Consider the following 21412-nt stretch of genomic DNA (forward strand, 5'->3'; position numbering starts at 1 on the left):
CCAGAGTGGGGCTGGTGTGAGAATGAATTCGGGTGTTGATCTGCTGCGGATCGAGGATGTTGGCATCTCTTTTGCCATTATCGGGGGACCGTTGCATGCCGTCAGACGTGCAAATCTTCGCGTCTTGCCCGGCAAGGTCACTGCGCTTGTAGGCGAGTCCGGTTCCGGAAAATCGGTTCTCAGCCAGGCAGTGATGGGCATTTTGCCGAACACAGCCCATGTTCGCGGCCGTATCCTGTTTTCCGATCCTGAAAAGCCCGGCACGACGCAGGATATCCTGCAGATGCCGCGTGACGGACCCGAAATCCGGGCGTTGAGAGGCAGCCGCATCGGCAAGATCTTTCAGGAGCCGATGACATCACTGTCGCCGCTGCACACGGTCGGCAATCAGGTCAGCGAATCCCTGCAGATTCATACGCCCATGGCTCGGGTGGAGCGCAAGGCGCGGGCCGTGGAAATGCTCGACCTTGTCGGCTTTCCCAACCCCAAGCGCGCCTATGACATGTATCCGTTTGAACTTTCGGGAGGATTGCGTCAACGCGCCATGATCGCCATGGCGCTTATCTGCCGGCCCGCCCTGTTGATCGCCGACGAGCCGACAACGGCGTTGGACGTCACCATCCAGGCGCAAATCCTGCAATTGCTGCGCGGGCTTCAGGCCAAGCTGAACATGGCGATGCTGCTGATCACGCACGACCTTGGCGTGGTCGCCAATGTCGCCGACGAGGTGGTGGTCATGTACCATGGCGAGATCATGGAAGCGGGACCTGTCGAGGCGATATTCCGCCGGCCAGGCCACCCTTACCTGAAGGGCCTGATGGCAGCCGTTCCGCATTTCGACCTGAAGCCTGGCGAAAGGCTAAAGGCGCTCCGCGAGGTGCCGGTGAATGTCGGGAACCTGCTCGGCAAGCAGACGGCGCCGGCATCGAAGGGGCCGGACGACATCCTGCTGTCGGTCAGGGATATGACAAAGACCTTCACCATCCGCAAGTCCGGATGGTTCGGCGGAGATCATCAAACCTCTGTTCGCGCCGTCGACGGCGTGAGCTTCGATATCAGGCGGGGTGAGTGTCTGGGTCTTGTCGGCGAAAGCGGCTCCGGCAAAACCACCGTCAGCAAGGTCCTCATGCGGGCTGTCACACCAAACGGCGGCTCTGTGATCTTCAACGGCCGCGATCGTCCGATCGACGTCCTGGAAGCCGAGGGAGACGCCCTGCGCATGCTGCGCGCGAAAATCCAGATGGTCTTCCAGGACCCGGTTTCGTCGCTTTCACCTCGCATGACGGTGGAGAACATCTTGAGCGAGCCGCTGGAGATCCATCAACGTGGCAATGCCGCGTCCCGACTCGCCACGGTCAAGAGCCTGATGCAGGCAATCGGGCTCGATCCGCGCTTCATAAAGCGTTATCCGCACAGTTTCTCCGGCGGGCAGCGTCAGCGTATCGGCATCGCGCGCGCGTTGGCGCTGGGGCCTGAACTCCTGATCTGTGACGAGCCGGTTTCGGCACTCGATGTCTCTGTCCAGGCGCAGATCCTGAACCTTCTGAAGGACCTGCAGAAGGAACTGGGCCTGACCTACCTGTTCATATCCCACAACCTGGCGGTGGTGGACTACATGGCAGACCGCATCGCGGTGATGTGCGGCGGCCGTATCGTCGAGCTCGCGCCGCGCGAAATTCTGCTTAGGAAACCGGTCCACCCCTACACGCGCTCACTGCTCACCGCAGTACCTTTCCCCGATCTCGACAGGCCGATGGACTTCAAGACGCTGAAGCTCGACGGCGCTTCCGACCCCAGCGCATGGGGACCGCAATTCCGCGACGAGAGCGGCAAGCATATGCTGTCGCCGCTCGACCTTGGCGGCGGCCACCTCGTGCTGGCCCGGCGTACGGCCGATGTCAGCGAGTTACGCCATTGATCAGCCGGCGCACCGTCCTTGGACTTATGGCTTCGGCATTTCTGCCGGGCACGTCGCGCGCCGGCGATCTGGAGCCGGAATTTCTTCAGCCGCAGCTGAAGGCCAAGGCGCTGCCGGCACTCGCCGAACGCTTGCCCAAGAGCCCGCGCGCGTTGAACCTCGCCGCGATGGGCCGGCAGCCCGGCCAGTATGGCGGCACGCTGCGCACGATCATCGGCAGCCAGAAAGATATCCGGATGATGACGATCTACGGGTATGCTCGCCTGGTCGGCTATGACGAAAAGCTCAACTTGCAAGCCGACATTCTCGAAAGTTTCGACGTAGCGGATGATCGCGTCTTCACTTTCAAGATTCGGGAAGGCCATAAATGGTCTGACGGTAGCCTGCTGACGCCGGAGGATTTTCGCTATTGCTGGGAAGATGTCTGGCTGAACGATGAGCTTTCGCAAGGCGGGCTTGCCCCTGCCCTGCTGGCGAACGCCAAGCCGCCACGCTTCGAGATCGTCGATCCGTCGACGGTCCGCTATAGTTGGGATGCGCCCAATCCCGACTTCCTGCCCAAGCTTGCTGCTGCTTCGCCGCTACCGCTGGTTCTGCCGGCCACCTATCTCAAGCAGTTCCACAAGAAATACCAGGATCCATTTCGGCTCGCCGGCCTGATGAAGGAGAACCGGGCCAAGAAATGGACGCTCCTGCATATCCGCATGTCGCGGCAGTATCGCCCGGAGAACCCGGAACTGCCGACGCTCGATCCATGGCGGAACCGGACCAAGCCCCCGGCCGAGCAATTCGTCTTCGAGCGCAACCCGTTCTTTCATCGAATAGACGAGAATGGCCGGCAAATGCCCTATGTTGACCGGATTGTCATGAATGTCAGCTCGCCGGCGATCATTTCCGCCAAGACCGGTGCGGGCGAGAGCGACCTGCAAAGCATAGGAATTGACTTCACCGACTACTCCTTCCTGAAGGATGCGGAGAAGCGCTACCCGGTGAAGATGCATCTCTGGAAACGCACACAGGGTTCGCGGCTGGCGCTGCTGCCCAATCTGAATTGTGCCGACCAGGTGTGGCGTGGCCTTCTTCGTGACGTTCGCGTGCGCCGCGCCCTTTCGCTCGCTGTGGATAGGCGCGAGATCAATTTGGCCGTGTTCTACGGACTGGGACAGGAAAGTGCCGATACGGTCCTGCCGGAGAGCCCGCTCTACCGGCCGGAATTCGCGAAAGCCTGGGTCGCCCATGATCCCGACCAGGCCAATGCCCTGCTCGACGAGGTCGGGCTTCAGACGCGTGACGATGAAGGCATGCGGATACTTCCCGATGGACGCCCTGCGCAGATCATAGTGGAAACGGCCGGCGAAAGCACGCTGGAAACCGACGCGCTCGAACTCATCACCGATCACTGGCGCAAGATCGGGATCGCCCTGTTCATCCGGACTTCGCAGCGCGATATCTTCCGCAGCCGCGCGCTTGGCGGCCAGATCATGATGTCGATGTGGTCGGGCATCGACAATGGCGTGCCGACCGCCGACATGAACCCGTACCAGTTGGCCCCAACTATGGACGACCAGCTGCAATGGCCGCTCTGGGGTGCTCACTACTTGTCTCATGGCAAGGTCGGTGAGGCGCCCGATCTTCCGCCTGTGGTCGAGCTGATGGCTTTGCTCAAGCGCTGGAACGCATCGACCGAAGCCACGGAGCGCGCCGAAATCTGGAATTCAATGCTGTCGATCTACACCGATCAGGTGTTTTCGATCGGCACCGTGAACGGAACGCATCAGCCGGTTCTGGTGTCCTCGCGGCTGCGCAATCTGCCTGACAAGGCGCTCTACGGCTACGACCCGACCGCCTATTTCGGCGTCTACATGCCGGATACATTCTGGCTTGGAGAGTCCTGAGCGTGCTTCGATATTTTGTCTGGCGCATTGCCGTGATGGTTCCAACGCTGCTGGTCATATCGGCACTGGTGTTCACGATCATCGAACTTCCCCCTGGCGACTATTTCGACAGCTATGTTGCCGAGCTTCGGGCTCAGGGCGAAGCGGTGGATTCCGATCGCATCGAGATGATGCGCAAGGACTATGGTTTCGACCAGCCACCGGTCATTCGCTACTTCTACTGGGTCGGCGGGATGCTGCGCGGCGATTTTGGCTATTCCTTCGAATATGAGCTGCCGGTCCGCGACGTCGTCGGGGACCGAATGTGGCTGACCGTGCTGGTTTCCTTCGTCACGATCATCTTTACCTGGCTCATCGCCTTTCCGATCGGCATGTACTCCGCCACGCATCAATACAGCTGGGGCGACTACGGCCTGACTCTCTTCGGCCTTCTCGGCCTTGCCATTCCGAACTTCATGCTGGCGCTGATCCTGATGTATTTCGCCAACATCTGGTTCGGCACATCCATCGGCCATCTCATGGACCAGCAATATCTCGGCGAGCCGATGAGCTGGGCCAAGGCGAAGTCGATCCTCGCCCATCTCTGGATTCCGGTCTTGATCATCGGCACCGGGGGCACGGCAAGCATGATCCGGCGGCTGCGCGCCAATCTCCTCGACGAGCTACACAAGCAATATGTCGTGACCGCGCGCGCCAAGGGACTTCATCCGTTCAAGGCGCTGGTCAAATATCCGCTGCGCATGGCGCTCAATTTCTTCATTTCCGACATCGGCTCTATCCTGCCGGCCATCATCTCCGGCGCCGAAATCACGGCGATCGTGCTGTCTTTGGAAACGACCGGGCCGATGCTGATCAAGGCGCTGCAAAGCCAGGACATGTATCTGGCAGGGTCGTTCCTCATGTTCCTCGCCTTCCTGACGGTCATCGGTGTCCTGATTTCCGACCTGGCGCTGGCGCTGCTTGATCCAAGAATTCGTTTGCAGGGCGGTAGCACCAAATGAGCACGCATTCGCCGCTGCCCGCTCCGGGTGCTCCGCTGCAACACTACGTTTCCACCGCGCCCTTTGACCTGGAGTCGGTCGAGGCGATGACGCCGGAGCAGTCGAAGGTCTTTCAGGCGTCGCAGTTGCGGCTGATGTGGTGGAAATTCCGGGAGCACCGGCTTGCCGTTATTTCAGGCATATTCCTGGCAGCGCTTTATTTCGGAATACTGATCTGCGAGTTCCTGGCCCCCTACAATCTGCACACGCGCAACATGGACTACATCTATTCGCCGCCGCAGCGGGTGCACCTGTTCCACAACGGCCAGTTCGTCGGGCCGTTCGTTTATGGCCGCCAGATGACGCTGGATATGGACACGCTCAAGCGGAACTACATCGAGAATCAAGATGATGTTCAGCGGATCCGTTTCTTCTGCAAGGGCGACAGTTATCGGTTCTGGGGCCTGATCGAAGGTGACAGGCATTTTGTCTGCCCTGCCGAAAACGGCCAGCTCTTTCTGGCCGGCACTGACAGGCTGGGGCGCGACGTGCTCTCGCGCATCATCTATGGCGCACGCATTTCACTGACAATCGGCCTCGTCGGCATCAGTTTCAGCTTCCTGCTCGGCATCGTCATCGGCGGACTGGCCGGCTATCACGGCGGTATCTTCGACCTGATCGTTCAACGGATAATCGAAGTTCTGCAGTCAATCCCCAGCATTCCGCTATGGCTGGCTCTGGCGGCGATCATGCCGATAACCTGGAGTCCGATCCTGATCTATTTCGGCATCACCGTCATCCTCGGGCTACTCGACTGGACCGGATTGGCGCGGGCCGTGCGTTCCAAGCTTCTAGCCTTGCGCGAGGAGGATTACGTTCTGGCTGCGCAATTGATGGGCGCCAGAAGCAGCCGCATCATCGGGCGGCATCTCATTCCCGGCTTCATGTCGCATCTGATCGCGACGGCGACGATCTCCATACCCGGCATGATCCTGGGCGAGACGGCGCTGAGCTTCCTCGGGCTCGGCCTGAGGGCGCCGATAACTAGCTGGGGCATCCTGCTCACCGAGGCGCGCAGCGTCAGCGTCATCGCGTTCTATCCATGGCTGCTTTTGCCGATGCTCCCCGTCATTCTCGTCATCCTGGCGTTCAACTTCCTCGGCGACGGCCTGCGGGACGCCGCAGATCCCTACAAGTGAGATCGCTATTCCGCCGCGCGCCGGGCCACCCGCTCCACCCGGTATGATCCTGTCGGCAGCCTGTTCGGTTATTGCAGGGTTCATCGTTCGCCTCTATACGTGCCGGGACGCGATCGGCAGTTAACATGTCGCCCTCGGGTTTCACCCGTGAACCGCTCTGGTCGCGGGCATTGCTGATCTCTTGAGCTGGTTTCAGGACACACACGCATATGACTCGCCTTGAGAATTTCATCAGCAGGATGACCGCACAGCGCGACATTCTCGATCAGGTTTGCCCCGAGGTGGCGAAGATGGAAGGGCCGGTGCTCGAACTCGGCCTCGGCAACGGCCGGACGTACCACCATCTGCGCGAGCGCCTGCCCGGACGCCGGATCGTGGTGTTCGACCGTGAACTTAGCGCACACGCCAGCTCAATTCCCAACGCTGAAGACTTCGTGCTCGGCGAAATACGCGAGACGGCGAAGAGGTTCATTGGCATCGACGCGGCTCTCGTTCATGCTGACATCGGCACCGGCTATGACGATCGCGACGCAGTGACCTCTACCTGGCTTCCCGATCTGATCGCGCGCCTGCTTCGCGTCGGCGGCTTCGCGGTCAGCGGCACGCCCCTCGAGCACCCGCTGTTGCAACGCCTCCAGCCGCCGCCTTCGGTGCCCGCCGATCGTTATTTTGTCTGCAGGCGCGTGTGAGGGGCCGAGACGACCCAAACATTTGGCGGCCAAATCTTCAGGGGATCATATATACTGCTATCTCCCGCTCAATGCCGCGCAGCGAGACCTCGTGGGGCACGGGCGTCAGCGCGTTCCTGTGCAACAGATCGGCGGTGAGATTGTCGCCGACCACGGCACGAGTGGCGAAGATCGCCTGTGCATTGGCAAGGTTCTGGACCCGCGAAGCAATGTTGACCGTCTGGCCGAAATAGTCCTGTCGCTCGTTCATGGACACGGCGATGCAGGGGCCGGCATGGACTCCGATCTTGAGCAGCAGATCCTCGCGCCCGCTCTTGTCGTTGAGCTCACGCATGGCATCGCGCATCCTGAGGGCCGCAGCAATCGCACGATCAGGCGTCGCGAAGGTCGCCATCACCGCATCACCGATCGTCTTGACCACCGCGCCTGCCTCCGCCGCAACGATCTCGTGCAGAACCTGGAAATGCACGCGCACGAGATCGAAGGCCGAAAGATCGCCCACCCGCTCGTAAAGCTCGGTCGATCCGCGCAGGTCGGTGAACAGGAAGGTCAGGCTGGTGATTTTCAGGCGCTGGTCGATGTCGAGCGTATCCGTGCGATAGAGATCGCGGAACGTCTGGTTGGTGAGCAGGCGCTTGGCGGTCAGGAAGGGCCGGCGTTTACCCAGGAGACCATGCAATTCCTGGCCGGCGATGAAGACCGTCGGCAGCACGCGTGTGTCGGTCCTGTTCTCCAGCGAAATGCGCAACGGGCCGGGTTGCATCTCCAGCGTCTGGTTCTGGACATGGTCGCGGTCGAAGACCAAAGAGAGGCTTCGGCGCTCTTTTGTTGGTTCGCCCTTCACGTCGATGAACTGTGCTGAATGGGTGACCGGCTCGAAGACGATGACGAACTCAGACGGAAGCTGGATGGGCAGAACCGCCTTTTCACCGGGGGCAAGCTCGATGTCTTCCAGCGAGAACGCTTCTATCTTTTTCGCGAAATCCTCTTCCGGCAGATCGACGCCGGACGCCCAGTAGATCTGGCGGAAATATTCCACCAACGGCAGTTCGTGTGGATTGTGGGCGGCAATCCTGCGCACGCGAGGACTGACGGTGAATGTCACCTCGACCATCTCGTCGAGGGTCGGCGAATAGCCCTCGGAGCACAGCGCGCAGGTGTATTCGTCCTTCTGCAGGGTTTTTAGCGTGGCGTTGGTGTCGAGCACGCCGCCACAGCCGGGGCATAGAACATTCCAGGAAATGTCGAAGATGCCTACCCGTGCCGCATGGAGAAAGGCGCTTATGGCGCGTTCCTCGTCGAGGCCATGCTTGCTGGCGAAGGCTAGCGCATTGATGCGGCAAAGTTCGCGGTCCTTGCCCTCCGCGATGGTTCGCCGGATCGCGTCGATTGCCTGCGGATCGACACCGGTCGATTGCCGCAGAAGCGAGAACAGATCCTGAGCTTCGTTCATCGTGCAGGCTCCGGAAAATGCGCCCCGGAGGCGTCTTTGGTCCCAGTGCTCCATCTTACTTCGAAACGCATCCTACGGCCAACCGAATAGATGGGCATGGTGACAGTTCAATTTCCATTCGGCGGATTTTCACCGGCCGCAAGCGGCACTATGATGGTCCACAGAGCATTCATCTTTGGGACATTCTCCCATGCCGACACCCAACAACCCGCCATTTCCTGCGGCCCTGCGCCTTTTTCCGTGGCGGTCATCATCGTCCTGATCGTCGGCGCCGGCCTGTTTTTCGCGCCTGTGCTGGTCAAGCCGCGCTGGCCTTGGGCTGTCACGCCGTCCAATGCCCGCTTCCTCGGCGGCTTCTACACCGCCGAAATGGTCGTGATGGCGGCGCTGCTGGTCTGGAATCGCTGGTCGCCCGGCAGGCTCGTGCTGGTCATGACCTTCATCTTCACCGCCATCGTGTCGGTGGCTTCGTTCATCAATCTCGGCTATTTCAACTTCGAGCGCAAAGCGCCCTGGCTCTGGTTTTTGGTCTATCTCGCTTCGGTCGCGGTATCCGGACTATTCCTGTGGCGGGCCAAGGCCCGTCCTTCTGCAAAAGGCGTGATCTTAAACCCTATATGGCGCGGCTACATGCCGGTGGAATCGGCGGTCCTTGGGCTCTATGGCGTCGGCCTGTTGCTGTTTCCGCTGACATTCGGCAGCATCTGGCCATGGCCGATCGATGCCTTCCATGCTCAGGTCTACAGCGCCATCGTCCTGGCCGGTGCGGGCGGTGTATATCTCGTCTGGAGAAGCGCGCCGCGCGAGGAACTGCTGGTGCTCGGCCTGGCGCAGTTTCTCACTGGCCTGCTTGCCATCCTTGGCCTCGTCATCACCGACACTGCGGTGCACCGGATCGACTGGACGGCGACCGGGACATTGTGCTGGCTCGCCCTTTTCGGCTGGATCGGCATCAGCGGCGTCTTCAAACTTTACGCCGCCTCTCGGTATTTTAGCTCGCAATCGGCATCATAGCTTGCAGTGACGGCTGGATTTTCAGGTGACGTCCGGTGCATCGTGGCGGGCCGATTGCCTTCGCCGGGAAAGCCATGACCAGCATGACCTCGCCATCCCCAAAGAAAATCCAGCCGCAGCTCCGGTCCGTCCGGCTGAGCGATGCGGAGGCGCTTTGCGCTATCTTCAACATGCCGGGCTTCCGCTGGGGCACGCTCAGGATGCCCTTCGAGATGGTGGAGCAGGTGGAGCGGCGCATCGCCAAGTCCGGCCAGGAAACCACCTGGATCGTAGCCGAGTTGGACGGCAAGGTCGTCGGCCATGGCAGCCTGGTCGTGCAGGGTTCGCCGCGCCGTTCGCATATCGGCGAGATCAATATCGGGCTTGACGATGCCTTTGTCGGCAAGGGTATCGGCTCTGCCATACTTGGCGCGCTGCTTGACGTGGCCGACAACTGGCGCGCGCTGAAGCGAGTCGAATTGACCGTCTATGCCGACAACGAACCGGCCATCCGTCTCTACACAAGACACGGCTTCAAGGTCGAAGGCCGGCATGTGAAGGCCGGTTTTACCGACGGCCAGTACCATGACCTCCTGAGCATGGCCCGGCTGCGGTTCTGAGATCCGCTGTTTGGCTGTTTAGCCGATCCAACAATTCGTGCCCGGTCCGCGAACAGGCGATTGCTTATGGAGAACTCCGTTGGATATGGTCATTTTCCCTCACACCATTTTGATCAAAGTTGACAGTCTGGGCCGGTCGGATCCAGCAAGTCTGGTCTCCCTTGGCGTTTGCACCGCAAGCGGCTAGACGGGACCAATGACCGCCATCTTTGACCCCTCCCCTACGCCTCCGGCGGATATTCTAGCAGTGCTGTCGCTGCTCTGCCCGGAAGTCGTGCGCGACATCGAGCAGAACTGGAATGCGCCGGTTTCCGATTACGCCCGCCATCTGTGGCGGCCGGTGGCAAGGCCTGCATCGGGCCCGGCGATCGCTGCCCGCTCGATCCTGCGCGAAGTCCTGCATCAGCGCCTTGGTGTGATCATGCAGCCTGAAGAGATCGGCAAGGTCCTCGACGAGTTCGAGTCCAGACCGGTGATTCAGTCCGGCCTGCACTGCCTGCTTCTGATGGACCGGATCACCTTCGATGCCCTCCTGCTTGCCTGGCTCGGCGCGGTCGAAAACGGGCTGTCGGCCTTCTTCAGCTTCATGGGAACGACGATGACCATGGAGACAATTGGCCGGGAGGGACCGGGATGGCTCGATGTCGGTGACGACAAGGTCAACCTGTTTGGCATGGGGCGCCACAAACTGTGCCGCAAAAGCGCCTGCGTGGCCGGTCCCGTCACCCTCAACAAGCGCGCGCTCGAAGCGGTGGGCGACGAAACGGATGCCAGCCGCTGGCTGGGCACACTGCTTGCCAGCCAGGACAAGGTGTTTGGAACCGCCGCCGATGCGCTGACAGCCCTCAACGAGGATCTGGTCGCCGATTGGGATCGTTCCGGCATGGCCCAGCCGGTTTTCATCGATGATCGGCTCGCCGCGGCTGCCATGGCGCGGCATCTGGAATATGACGGCAGCCTTCTTTCCAGGCTGCTCCTTGAGCCCGCAAGGCGCCAGCGTCTCGAACGTGCCTTGCAAGCAGCCGCATCGAGCCCATTTGGCAGGTTCCTGCCCAATGCCACGGCCTATTTCTGGGGCATCCGCGAGGAGCGCGTGCGCAAGCTGGTCCTCGAGAACGGGCACCTGATCGAGCCTGGCAAGCCGCATGGTTTTTCCATCCCGTTCGAGCGGCCGCATCTCAGGCAGGCGCTGCTGGACGGCGTGCTGCTGCCGAACTTGTTCCTGATGTTCCTCGTCCTTGCCATATTGCCGCGCGTGCGGGTTGTGGGCGGCCTGAGACAGATTGGTTACGTAGCGCTTTTCCACTCGATCCTGCTGGCCGCGCTGGATGAAAACGCGCCGGAAGAGCGCGATCTGGCTGCGGAGCTCCAGGTCCGGGAAAATGCCTGGGGCATGCGGGTCATCGACGAAAAGATCTCGGTCCGCGAGCAGCTTGCCGGCCTGCCGGAAGGGGCGCTCTTCCCGGCCCTGCTCCGGCAATACCGTTTGCGGACGTTTGCCGAGGCGACCGACGGCCTGAAGCTGGTTCGCGAAAACGCCCGATGGCGCAAGGTCGGCCAGGCAGAGATCAAGGCGAGCTGAGCCTTACTTCAGGTTGATTTCTGGTGCGCAACAAGCGACGGCGATCTATCGGTGAGCTTCTGGCGTCTGATCCAGCCGCTTCCTTGACGCTGATGCCTTTCGGGATTTCGACGACGGCTTCCGCCCCGATCGGCAGCGCTCTGCCACCGGACCCACACGGATCGCTCGATGCCCATTTGCGCTGCCGCTTGCTGGTCGAGGGCTATCGGTTCATTCTTGTGAATACCTTGGCCGTGAAGTGCGTAGCGAGATCACGCCGTCACGGCCCCTAGTGAGGTCTTGTCCGATGGACTGCTCGGGCTGCGGTTTCGAAGTTGAGGGCGGTTACGCTTTCTGTCCGAGGTGTGGCAGGCGCCAGCCCGTGTCATGCGCCAGTTGCGGCTACCGCTGCGCACCTGATTTCGAGTTCTGTCCGAAATGTGGGGCAAGCGTCGGGGCGCCCGCAAAAGCCGTCGAACGGCCTGCTCCGACGCCAAGCCGGACCATTGTGCAGCCTTCTCGAAATCCGTCGCTGCTTCCGAACATCGAAAGCGAAGATGGGCTGTATCCCGTCTCTGACGCCGATCGCCGGACGGTAACGGTCCTGTTCGCCGACCTTTGCGGCTTCACAACACTCAGCGAGCAGCTCGACCCCGAGGTCATGCAAGCGCTGCAGAACGAACTGTTCAAGGAATTGACGGCGGCCGTGCGAAACTTTGGCGGTTTCGTCGACAAATTCATCGGCGATGCACTGCTCGCTTTGTTCGGTGCGCCGGTCGCGCATGAGGACGATCCGGAACGTGCGCTTCGCGCCGCTCTCGACATGATCGCCCGGACGGCGCGGCTCGGCGAAGGCACCCCCCACTCCGGCTCGCCTCTGTCACTCCATATCGGCATAAACACTGGTCCGGTCGTCACTGGCGGATTTGGCGTCGGCACGGCCAAATCCTATTCGGTGACCGGCGACACAGTGAATACGGCGCAACGCCTGCAATCGCTGGCCGCACCGGGTGAGGTGCTGGTAGGCGAGCTCACTCACAGGCTGACCCGGCATGCCTTCTCTTACGAGTCGCTGGGTGATGTCGTGCTTCGCGGCAAGGCTGGCAGTGTGCTCGTCCATCGGCTGGATGCACCGCTTGCGGCGCCGCGTGCAGCACGTGGGCTCGAGGTGCTCGGCCTCAGTGCGCCGATGATAGGTCGTGGTGCCGAGCTCAATAGAATGCTGGCCAGCCTTGACCAGGCGTGCGGCGGCTCGGCCCAACTTGTCCGCCTCGTCGGAGAAGCCGGTATCGGGAAATCGCGGCTGGTGAAGGAGTTCGTCGCCCGCGTCGGCGACGAGGATCGTTTTCGCAACGTCGCCGTGCGGCTGGCCACGTGCTCACCGCTGGGCGAACAATCATTTGGCGCCTTGGGCGCAGTGGTGCGCAGCGCTGCCGGGATGATGCAGAACGACAATGGGGACGAAATGCGGGGGAAGCTCGCAGGCTTGCTTGCGAATCTCGGCCTGCAGGGCGAGGAGGCGAAGCGGCTGATGCCTTTGCTCTACCATGTGCTCGGCCTTGGCGACCCCGATGCCACCTTGCAGCATGTCGAGCCCGAGCAGCTGCGGCGGCAAATTCTCTACGCAGTCCGCACAATCATCGAACGGCGGCTTGCGTTGTCGCCGCTGTTGATTGTCGTCGAAGACCTGCACTGGGCCGACGCCGTGTCGCTCGAGGCACTACGTTTCGTGATGGACAGGTTGGAACGGACGCGCTTGATGTTGTTGGTCACGCATCGTCCGGCGCCGGACAACGACCAGCTCGGCTCAAGCCGGGTCAGTCACACAGCGCTCAGGCTTTCGCCGCTCAACAATGATGAAGGTCGCAGCCTGCTGGCGGCGCTTTTCGGCGAAAGCTGGGTAAACTCCGCAGGAGGGCTTCTCGACCAGATCCTCGAGCGCGCGGGTGGCAACCCCCTCTTTGTAGAGGAGATCGTCCGCGGCCTTATCGATCGCGGCGTACTGATGCGCGAGGGCCAGCGATGGCGAACTGCGGCAGGCGAAGTCGCAACCGGCATTCCCGCCACTATCCAGGCAATGTTGCTTGCTCGCGTCGACCGGCTGCCCCAAGAGGTGCGCCGGTTGGCCCAGGAAGCCGCGGTCATCGGCCCGCGCTTCGATGCCACAGTTCTGAAAGCCGTGACGTCCGATCCCGGCCGGCTGGAAGCCGGCTGCGAACTGCTTTGCGATGCGGAAATCATCGAGGAAGTTGCCGGATCAGGCTCGGTCTCGTCGCAAAGCTACCGCTTTACGCAAACATTGCTGCAGGATGTGATCTACCAGAACATGCTCCTGCAACGCCGGACCGACATCCACGGGCGGGTCGGTGCTGCCTTGGAGCAATTGTGCGGCGACAAGCCGGAACGGCTCGAGGATTTGACCGTGCTCGGTCATCATTTCGCACAGAGCGCCGAGCGGGAGAGAGGCGCGCATTACCTGCAGGCGGCGGGCGATCGCGCTCGCATGATATACGCCAACGACGACGCACTTCGTTTCTACGAGCGAGCACTGACTGCGTTGAGCGCGATCGGGCAAACACCGCTCAAACTGGAAATTGCAGAGCGCATTGCCGATTTGAGCGGCCCGATGGGCCGCCGCGAGATCGCGCACCGGCACTACGAAACGGTGTTGCAGGCATACCGCGAGTCAGCCAATCGTGTCGCGTCGGCGCGCGTTTTGCGAAAGATGGGTCGGCTGCTCTGGGACGTCGGCAAGCGGGACAACGCAGAATCCCGCTATGCTGAAGCGGCAGCGCTCCTCGATGGAGCGGATGCCCCGATCGAGCAGGCGCATCTCTGGCAAGAACGTGGCCGACAGGCGTTCCGTAGCGGAGATCACGCTCTCGCGGCAAAATGGGCAGACGCGGCGCTGGATTGCGTACGCTCTCTGACGACGGAGCATGTCTCCGAGGTAGGGTGTGATGCCACCCTTGTGACCGCCGAGGCACTTAATACCAAGGCTGTCGCGCTGGCTCGCCTTGGGCGAAACCGTGAAGCCGTGCGTCAGGTTGAGCGTAGCATTGAATTGGCCGAAGCCGCCGGTCTGCTGGGCGCGGCCTGCCGCGGCTACACCAATCTGGGCGTGCTTTACACGACCATCGATCCGGCACAGGCGATGGAGGTCTGTCGGCGCGGTCTTGAAGTGGCGCGCCATATTGGTGATTTGGGTTTCCAGGCGCGCCTCCTCGCCAATCTGGCGGTCGCTTGTTGTACTTTCACGGATCGCTGTCCAACGGAGGGCGTGCCTGCTGCCGAGAAGGCCATCGAGATCGACCGGGCGCTCGACCAGCGCGAGCACCTGCCGGTGCCGTTGATCGTGCTTGGGCAGATCCACCAGTGCAACGGCCATCCGGAACTAGCGGTTGGCTTGTTCCACGAAGCACTGGACGTAGCCCGCGAAACGGGCGAACCCCAACTGCTGTTTCCGTGCTATGATGGTCTCGCAACGCTCAATCTCGACCTCGACAATCTGGCCGAGGCCGAACGCTACTTTTCCTTGGCGCAGGGTATATGCGCCCAGCACGGGCTCGACCCGGAAGCGCTTGTGGTGCTGCCTTTTCTCGATTAACCGGGGTCGGAGGTTGGAAATGTCCGCGCGTAGCGACTTGGTACCGCTTCAACCGGGCGACCGTGCGCCGAACGTGGTACTCGACGCCATTACCCAGGAAGGCAAGATCGCGCTTGACGACTTTCGCGGACAAAAGCCTGTGCTGGTCGGCCTGTTTCGAGGTCTGCATTGTGCGTTTTGCCGGCGCCATATCGCCGCCCAGGCGCGGCTTGATCCGGAGCTGCGCGAAAAGGGCGTGGAGAGCCTGACGGTGGTCAACACGCCGATCGAACGGGCGCGTCTCTATTTCCGCTACCACCCGATGCCGAATCTGCTTGCGGCCTCCGACCCTGAACGCGCATCACATCGTGCTTTTGGACTGCCCAATCTCGAATTCACCGAAAACGAGACGAACTGGCCGTACAAGGTCTCGATGGCAGCGGCAAAGGATATGCGGGTCGACATACCAGGCGAGTTGCCTGGTCCTATGGATCCTATTGCGGCCAGCGAACTCCTCAACAAGAGGGACCATTACGAACTGACCGAAGCCGACGAGCAGATGATCGCAACCGGACACGGACAACTGGTCGGTCAGTTCCTGCTGGACCGGCAGGGGATCGTCCGCTGGAGCTTCACCGAGATTCCAGAGGGTGGGCGATACATGTTTGGGGCGCCAAACCCGCAGGAGTTGATGTCAGCCGTTTCCCAAGTCGCCCAATAGACTAGCGAACGAGGTAAACGGGCGGGACACTGACAAGTTCACCGTTCTTCGAGCACCGCCTCGACCCTGGCAACAAAGTCATCGAGTGAGCGATCCCCGCGAATTTCGATGCGCGGAAGGTCGATGGGATCGCAATCGAGGTCCGCCGGCCCGTGTCTGCCGCCGAAGCCGATCCGATAGCCGCACTCCTTGGCCAGCCGGCCAAGCCGTCGGTCGGTGACAGAGAAGGGTGCCGCGAACGCCGTGGTTGGCCGACCGGTCCACCATTCGATGAACATGCGAGAGCGCAGGAGCTCGGCGGCCAAGTCAGAACTCGACAGACCATCGATCGCGCGATGCGTCGCCAGATGGCTTCCGAAGAACGCACCTTCGGCGGCGAGACGTCGCACCGTGCCGGCGTCCATAAGCGGCGTCGGCGGGCCGCTGTCGGCGTCCCACAGTGCACTTTCCCCCACCAGGTCCGTCACCAGGAACACTTCCGCGGTCAGGTCGTTGGCCCGCAAGATCGGCCAGGCATGGTCGGCAAAGTTCTGGAAGCCGTCGTCGAAGGTGATGAGCACTGGGCGGCCAGCGACAGGTTGACGGTTGGCGATGAACCGTTCCAGCTGCTCGGACATGATGGCGTGAAAGCCATTGGCGCGCAGCCATGCCATCTGACTGTGGAATGCGGCGGGCGCGAGCCGAAAACGGGCGAGCGCGGCCGGACCTTCGTCGGCGACGCTGTGATACATGAGGACAGGGATACGCTGCCGCCGCTCGCTACGCGCAACGTCGCGGCGCAGGGCCCGCGCCCCGCCCCAGACGATATTTCGCGCGACCCCGATTTCGAGGCGCGCGCGGATTGGCGCATGATCAATCATCGGTTCCGTCGCCGCCTCGTCCGGTGACTGGCGGCGGAAGCAGTCTACGCGATAGAGCTCGGTCTGGATCGATTGATCGAGGACGAGACCTTCGGTCCCTGCCAGCGTCTCTGAGATCGCTTGTGCACCGAATGTGTTCCAGTCGAAGCCGGTCCTTTCAACATTGTCACGTAAGACGAATGCGTGTGCGTTGATGAAACTGCCGCCAGGCGCCAATGCCTCAACGATTTTTTTGGCGAAGCGCCGCAGTTCGGCGAGATCATCCAGATAGTAGAGCACTTCCGAACAGACGATCAGGTCCATCTCACCAGGCAGCGTGTCCGCGCAAAAGTCCAATACGCCGAACTCGACATTCGGCTGATCGCTGCATCGCGCGCGCGCTCGCCCGATAGCGACGGCGGAGATGTCGGTTGCGGTCAAATGGCTCACTCGCGGCGCCAGCTGCCGCGTGAAGTGCCCCTCCGCGCAGGCCAGCTCAAGCGCTCGTCCGATCGGGCCGGCAGGCAGAATTTCGAGCTGCCGCTCATATTTTTCCTGCTCATAGGAGGAACCGTAGTTCCAGGGATCCTCGGTCGCGAAATAGCCATTCCAGAACGACGTGCGATCCATGTCGTGCCTGGGCCGTGCGCGGCGCGGCGCCGCAGGAGGCGCCGCAGCTTCGGCGCTCGACCGAACCAGCCTCCGCGCTTCCGCGGCCAACCGCGCGAGTTTGCCAAAGTGGCTGTCCGGATCGGGTCCGCGTTCAGCTGTAGCTGACAATGCCTCGGCTGCGAGCGTGTTTGACGTGTCGGCGCCGGCGGCCTGTTGCGGTACAGGTGATCGTCTCGCAAACCTTGCCGCACTGTCTACAAGCCGCTCAGCGGCCACGACATTCTGGATCAATTCAATCCAATGGCGCCTTGTCACTTTCCCGAGTACGCCGAACTGCACGACAGCCTCGATCTGGCCATCCATCATCAGATAGGCATAAATTTGATCGATTCCTTCCGGAACTTCGATCGAGGTCGGATTTCGAATATCGACGCGAATTCCAAGCGTCCGCGCCAGCCGGCGCGGCGCGGCAAGATCGTCGAAGTCGAGAAGCATTTCCTCAAGGTGATACTGGACGCGGCGAACCGCGACGGGATCGTCCCAGACCTTGCCGAGTTCGGTGATCAACTCGGTGAGGGAGCCGCCGAACCTGTCCCATCTGGCAGCCAATTGCGCTGGCACCGATAGGCTTCCTACCATAAGGCCATCGAAGGCCACGTTGGCGATCTCACGCGCCCACTTACGTCCTGCCGGGAGCGCGCGCAGGGTCTGCGGGCTGATCGAGCAGCGGCCGCTGCCGCAATCCGACGCGGCGTTCCACAACGCGAACCACGCGAGTGCTTCGGAAGCGGTGCGTCCGTTCGTTTCGATCGCACCATTGGCGTGAGCCGATGCTGGCTTTTTGACCCTGGGATCAGGAGAAAAGCCGCGGGCGATCACGATTTCCGCATCGGCCAGCATCTGTGTCGAATTGCGGGTGAGCGAGTTGGGACTGGTCCGATAGAAAGCGAGCGGTTCGTCGACCATCACCCAACGTTTGCCTAGACGTGCCAGGCGCTGCCACAGATCCCAGTCCTCGCAGGTGCGCAACGAAACATCGAAGCCGCCCAACTCGACAATTGTCTTCCGGTCGACGAGCAGCGCGTGAGTGCGGATGGGGCAACGGCGCGCGAATGTTTCGAAGGGCTGGATCGCAACCTCCGTCGGGATGCTCGACGGGGTGAGTTCGCCATCGGGCATCACGCGCCGGGAACCGCAATAGGCGGCGACTGCATCGGGCGCGGTTTTCAGTGCGGCCAGCATTTTCGCAAGGAAGCTGGCGTCCACCCAATCGTCCGCATCCAGGAACATGAGCCAGCTTCCGCGCGCTGTCGAAATCCCGCTGTTGCGCGCGCCGGCGGCGCTATACGCGCAAGAGCTCAACGTCCGAAACCGGGCATCGCGCTCCACATAACCGGCGATGATCGCGGAGGTGCGGTCAGCGGAGGCGTCGTCGATGACGATCGCCTCCCAATCCACTATTTCCTGATCGACAAGGCAATCGAGTGCGCGCGGCAGCGTTACCTCCGCGTTGTGCGCAGGAACCACGATTGAAACCAAGGGATTATGCACCACGCCGTCTTACCCGCGCCTGGTTCGAAGGTAGAACAAGAGTCCCGAAACATAGCAGGCGATTTCCTGCCAAAGGAAACGGTCCTCAGCGACACTGCGTCCAAACAGTCTCCTGCGAACGCTTCCGAGCCGCCGCGACGCCGCCATTTGGCTGCAGAGCGAGCTTGCTCCTGTCGTGCTATCGATGTTGGAAGCCGGGCGCAGCATTCGCATCCGTGCCGCCGAGCTTGGGCGCCAGCTGTCGCAGAGGGACGTCAAGGCCAAGCATGCCGCATACTCATGTCGTCGATCCCCGGAGTCGGCGCCATGACCACAAGCTGCGATCCCTGGCATCGTGCAATAGCTATGGCAAGCTGACGTCTTTTGCAATCGGGGCGCAATAGTATGCAAGCCCACTGAAGCGTTGGTGTGAATGACTGCAGTGATTGGGACTATTGCTCCCCTGCTATCGACCGAAACGCCTCGATTCCGAGGTGCATTCTCGAACAGCCATTCTCCGTGCGAAACAAGACCTTCCTTCTACCGTTGGGCCCGCATCGGAAGCTGATCGTCGCAGTATACAGCCGGGTGCGAGACAGTATGTGCACCGCCAGACCCGCTATTTTAGATACTTCTAATGAATATGCGCTACTTAATTGAGTTCCCAGTAGCTATAGATTGACATTGTATTACTCATTTCTATAGTAGATTGCGTCAAATGGTCGATTAGATTAGCCGGTTATGCCTGCTATCACGAAGAGATGTGCGAGCGACGTAACTCGGAACCCGTTCATTTGCCGCTAGTCAAGAGATGTAAAAGGGACCCACGAATTGGCTTAAGGCAAGAAGATTCCGGCTTGCGAGCCGGCTATTTTGCTGACATGTTTGGGCGTTTTTGAGTTTTGCACTGTGGCAGGTGTTCAAATGAAGGGGCGTAAGGATGGCTAAGGAATCTTCGAGTACCGCTTCAGCAAGTAAAGCGGACGAAAATCTGATAAACAATGCAGATGGAAACGGGCTGGCCTTCATGGGGGTCCAGGCCCGCGAGAGCGGGGTGTCCGGCGACGCTGTAGGTGTCGACAAGATACGTGATCTGCTGTTCGGCAACCAGATGCAGGACTACGACCGCCGTTTTTCCAAGCTTGAAGAACGGTTCTTGCAGCGCTTCAAGGATGTCGAATCCGAGGCCAAGCGCAATCTTGAAATGTACGAGTCGAATGCAAAGAAGCAGGTCGAATCGCTCGCGGCGCAATTGCGGAACGAAAAAGATGCACGAGCCGAGGCCGACAAGGAGATTGACCGGAATCTTCGCGAGCAAAATCAGGCGCTTGAAAAGCAGGTGCGCGCGTTGTCGGATCAATTGAGCGAGCTTGAGCGCGAAGTCGCGGACCGGATAAATCGAAGCGATCAATTGCTGCGTGAGGAAATCAAGCAAAAGAATGAAAGCATTCAGATGCTGATTGAGAAAATGTTTTCCGATCTCAGCAACGTCAAGACCGACCGAAATCTTTTGGCCGGCCTGTTTGTCGAGGTTGCAAAATGTCTAAATCAGGATCCCGTCGGCAGCAAGCACAACTCGGAACGCAACTGGAAAGTGAGTTGATCGGAACTTGACGTCGACCGTCGACCCAATCAGCCTTCCTCAAAGAGCAGCTTCGAACGATCCAGAGATTGATCGCGAGGCTCTGGCTAATCTTTTGGTCGAAATTGCCCGGAACGTCGATCCGGACTATCGTGCGCGTCTCTACGGAGTTCCAACCGCCGATCCTCGCATGGAGACGCTGCGCCAGTTGCTGGTCGGCCGCGAAATTTCGGAGCTTTCACGAGTTGCGCACCTGCTCGACGAACCTGAGCAGCTTGCGGCTGCAGTGGGGGGTGTTCTCCCCAGTGCAGCCGCACGTGCGCCTCATGCGCAACTCGGCGAGGCCCTTGCGCCAGCTGTCGAGAGGGCCGTGCAGCGGTCCATCCAGAAGAGCCCGCGCACGCTTACGGATATATTATACCCGGTGTTTCTGCCGGCAATTCGCAAGTCGATCGGAGAAAAGATCGATCAGACCTTTCAGTCGCTGAATGAAACTTTAAGACATATATTTACCTGGCATGGTCTCAAGTGGAGATTTGAAGCTTGGAGAACGGGCGCAAGCTTCTCAGAAGTTGTTCTTAAGCATTCTCTTGTCTATCGCGTAGAGCATGTCTTTCTCATCAACCGCAATTCCGGGATTTTGATAGCGCATGTAACTGCAGATAACGCAACGAGCGAAGATCCTCAACTCATTTCTTCGATGCTTAGTGCAATTCAAGATTTTGTGAAAGACTCATTTAACGAGAAAGAACAGAGCGGCCTGGACACTATCCGTTTCGGGGAGCTTCGTCTCTGGTCGGAAGTTGGACCGTTTGCGACCTTGGTCGCGGTGATCCGGGGAAATCCGCCAGAGGAATTACATGAAATCGTTCGCGATGTGTTGTTTCGCATCCATGACGAATACTCCCAGGCTTTAGAGCAGTTTGACGGCGACAGTTCGCAGTTGGCCGGCATAGAGACGCAGTTGCAATCCTGCGTTGAACTGAAGCAGGAGGACTCAAACCAGGGATTTCCGTGGCTGGTGGTGGCTGCAGTCCTGCTGGTTTTGATTCCAGCAGGCGGTTGGTTCTTTCTTTCCTGGCAATCCGGGCAACGCTGGCAGGCCTATGTGTCGCGGCTGAGTACCCAGCCGGGCATCATCGTTGCCGAACAAAAGATGCGCGATGGCCAATTCTATATTGCCGGCCTGAGAGACCCGCTTGCCGCCGACCCGCAGGCTTTGCTGTCCGGAACG

At 60.5% G+C, this 21412-nt stretch carries 13 protein-coding genes and 1 pseudogene; 12 read left to right on the forward strand and 2 right to left on the reverse strand.

Going from position 1 to position 21412, the window contains the following annotated elements; all coding sequences use genetic code 11:
• The first annotated feature begins 22 nt into the window (after window positions 1-22).
• The 5 genes from AC0L2A_RS15995 (at window position 23) to AC0L2A_RS16015 (ending at window position 6681) form a co-directional block, all read left to right on the forward strand.
• The gene (locus AC0L2A_RS15995) at window positions 23-1918 is read left to right on the forward strand and encodes an ABC transporter ATP-binding protein (RefSeq protein ID WP_473609571.1); all 1896 of its coding nucleotides are present in this window, start codon (window positions 23-25) and stop codon (window positions 1916-1918) included.
• Window positions 1915-3813: an ABC transporter substrate-binding protein gene (locus AC0L2A_RS16000; protein WP_091594732.1), complete on the forward strand. Its 1899-nt coding sequence runs from the start codon at window positions 1915-1917 to the stop codon at window positions 3811-3813. Before AC0L2A_RS15995 ends, AC0L2A_RS16000 begins: the two co-directional genes overlap by 4 nt.
• A 2-nt stretch (window positions 3814-3815) precedes the next feature.
• Window positions 3816-4814, forward strand: a complete 999-nt coding sequence (locus tag AC0L2A_RS16005; protein ID WP_023797971.1) for an ABC transporter permease — start codon at window positions 3816-3818, stop codon at window positions 4812-4814.
• Window positions 4811-5992, forward strand: a complete 1182-nt coding sequence (locus tag AC0L2A_RS16010) for an ABC transporter permease (protein WP_091594734.1) — start codon at window positions 4811-4813, stop codon at window positions 5990-5992. The genes AC0L2A_RS16005 and AC0L2A_RS16010 overlap by 4 nt, the downstream gene beginning before the upstream one ends.
• 209 nt (window positions 5993-6201) lie before the next feature.
• Window positions 6202-6681, forward strand: a complete 480-nt coding sequence (locus AC0L2A_RS16015) for a class I SAM-dependent methyltransferase (protein ID WP_473609573.1) — start codon at window positions 6202-6204, stop codon at window positions 6679-6681.
• Window positions 6682-6718: 37 nt separating this feature from the next.
• On the opposite strand, the gene AC0L2A_RS16020 is transcribed toward AC0L2A_RS16015, so the two are convergent.
• Entirely contained in the window at window positions 6719-8134 is a 1416-nt protein-coding gene (locus AC0L2A_RS16020) for a DUF5939 domain-containing protein (RefSeq protein ID WP_473609574.1), read from the reverse strand.
• A 153-nt stretch (window positions 8135-8287) separates the two neighbouring features.
• Between AC0L2A_RS16020 and AC0L2A_RS16025 the strand changes: the two genes are divergently transcribed.
• The 5 genes from AC0L2A_RS16025 to AC0L2A_RS16045 all read left to right on the forward strand — a co-directional run bounded on the left by AC0L2A_RS16025 (window position 8288) and on the right by AC0L2A_RS16045 (window position 15615).
• On the forward strand, window positions 8288-9148 hold the full coding sequence (locus tag AC0L2A_RS16025) for a hypothetical protein (RefSeq protein WP_473609575.1): 861 nt from the start codon (window positions 8288-8290) through the stop codon (window positions 9146-9148).
• A gap of 74 nt (window positions 9149-9222) precedes the next feature.
• A complete protein-coding gene (locus tag AC0L2A_RS16030; RefSeq protein WP_091594930.1) occupies window positions 9223-9747 on the forward strand; it encodes a GNAT family N-acetyltransferase in 525 nt (174 codons plus the stop codon).
• 196 nt (window positions 9748-9943) lie between these two features.
• Window positions 9944-11329, forward strand: coding sequence for a hypothetical protein (locus AC0L2A_RS16035; protein WP_473609577.1), 1386 nt, complete (start codon window positions 9944-9946; stop codon window positions 11327-11329).
• Window positions 11330-11615: 286 nt separating this feature from the next.
• Window positions 11616-14915 carry an ATP-binding protein gene (locus tag AC0L2A_RS16040; protein ID WP_473609578.1) on the forward strand — a complete coding sequence of 1100 codons (3300 nt, stop codon included), beginning with the start codon at window positions 11616-11618 and terminating at the stop codon, window positions 14913-14915.
• 19 nt (window positions 14916-14934) lie between these two features.
• Window positions 14935-15615, forward strand: a complete 681-nt coding sequence (locus AC0L2A_RS16045) for a peroxiredoxin-like family protein (RefSeq protein WP_091594747.1) — start codon at window positions 14935-14937, stop codon at window positions 15613-15615.
• Window positions 15616-15653: 38 nt separating this feature from the next.
• Here AC0L2A_RS16045 and AC0L2A_RS16050 read toward each other — a convergent pair whose 3' ends face one another.
• Window positions 15654-18620 (reverse strand): trifunctional glycosyltransferase/class I SAM-dependent methyltransferase/polysaccharide deacetylase, encoded by a 2967-nt coding sequence (locus tag AC0L2A_RS16050; RefSeq protein ID WP_473609579.1) that lies wholly within the window; start codon window positions 18618-18620, stop codon window positions 15654-15656.
• A 916-nt stretch (window positions 18621-19536) separates the two neighbouring features.
• Between AC0L2A_RS16050 and AC0L2A_RS16055 the strand changes: the two genes are divergently transcribed.
• Window positions 19537-20199: a hypothetical protein gene (locus tag AC0L2A_RS16055; RefSeq protein ID WP_473609581.1), complete on the forward strand. Its 663-nt coding sequence runs from the start codon at window positions 19537-19539 to the stop codon at window positions 20197-20199.
• A gap of 7 nt (window positions 20200-20206) precedes the next feature.
• Window positions 20207-21412: pseudogene (locus tag AC0L2A_RS16060) on the forward strand (OmpA family protein); the annotation flags it as partial.

This window comes from Mesorhizobium sp. WSM4844, from assembly GCF_055811775.1.

Excerpts from the sequence above, each read along its gene's own strand:
- AC0L2A_RS16045 (WP_091594747.1), top strand. The coding sequence starts at position 14,935 with ATGTCCGCGCGTAGCGACTTGGTACCGCTTCAACCGGGCGACCGTGCG.
- AC0L2A_RS16030 (WP_091594930.1), top strand. The coding sequence starts at position 9,223 with ATGACCAGCATGACCTCGCCATCCCCAAAGAAAATCCAGCCGCAGCTC.
- AC0L2A_RS16055 (WP_473609581.1), top strand. The coding sequence starts at position 19,537 with ATGGCTAAGGAATCTTCGAGTACCGCTTCAGCAAGTAAAGCGGACGAA.
- AC0L2A_RS16025 (WP_473609575.1), top strand. The coding sequence starts at position 8,288 with ATGGTCCACAGAGCATTCATCTTTGGGACATTCTCCCATGCCGACACC.
- AC0L2A_RS16040 (WP_473609578.1), top strand. The coding sequence starts at position 11,616 with ATGGACTGCTCGGGCTGCGGTTTCGAAGTTGAGGGCGGTTACGCTTTC.
- AC0L2A_RS16020 (WP_473609574.1), bottom strand. The coding sequence starts at position 8,134 with ATGAACGAAGCTCAGGATCTGTTCTCGCTTCTGCGGCAATCGACCGGT.
- AC0L2A_RS16010 (WP_091594734.1), top strand. The coding sequence starts at position 4,811 with ATGAGCACGCATTCGCCGCTGCCCGCTCCGGGTGCTCCGCTGCAACAC.
- AC0L2A_RS15995 (WP_473609571.1), top strand. The coding sequence starts at position 23 with ATGAATTCGGGTGTTGATCTGCTGCGGATCGAGGATGTTGGCATCTCT.
- AC0L2A_RS16015 (WP_473609573.1), top strand. The coding sequence starts at position 6,202 with ATGACTCGCCTTGAGAATTTCATCAGCAGGATGACCGCACAGCGCGAC.
- AC0L2A_RS16035 (WP_473609577.1), top strand. The coding sequence starts at position 9,944 with ATGACCGCCATCTTTGACCCCTCCCCTACGCCTCCGGCGGATATTCTA.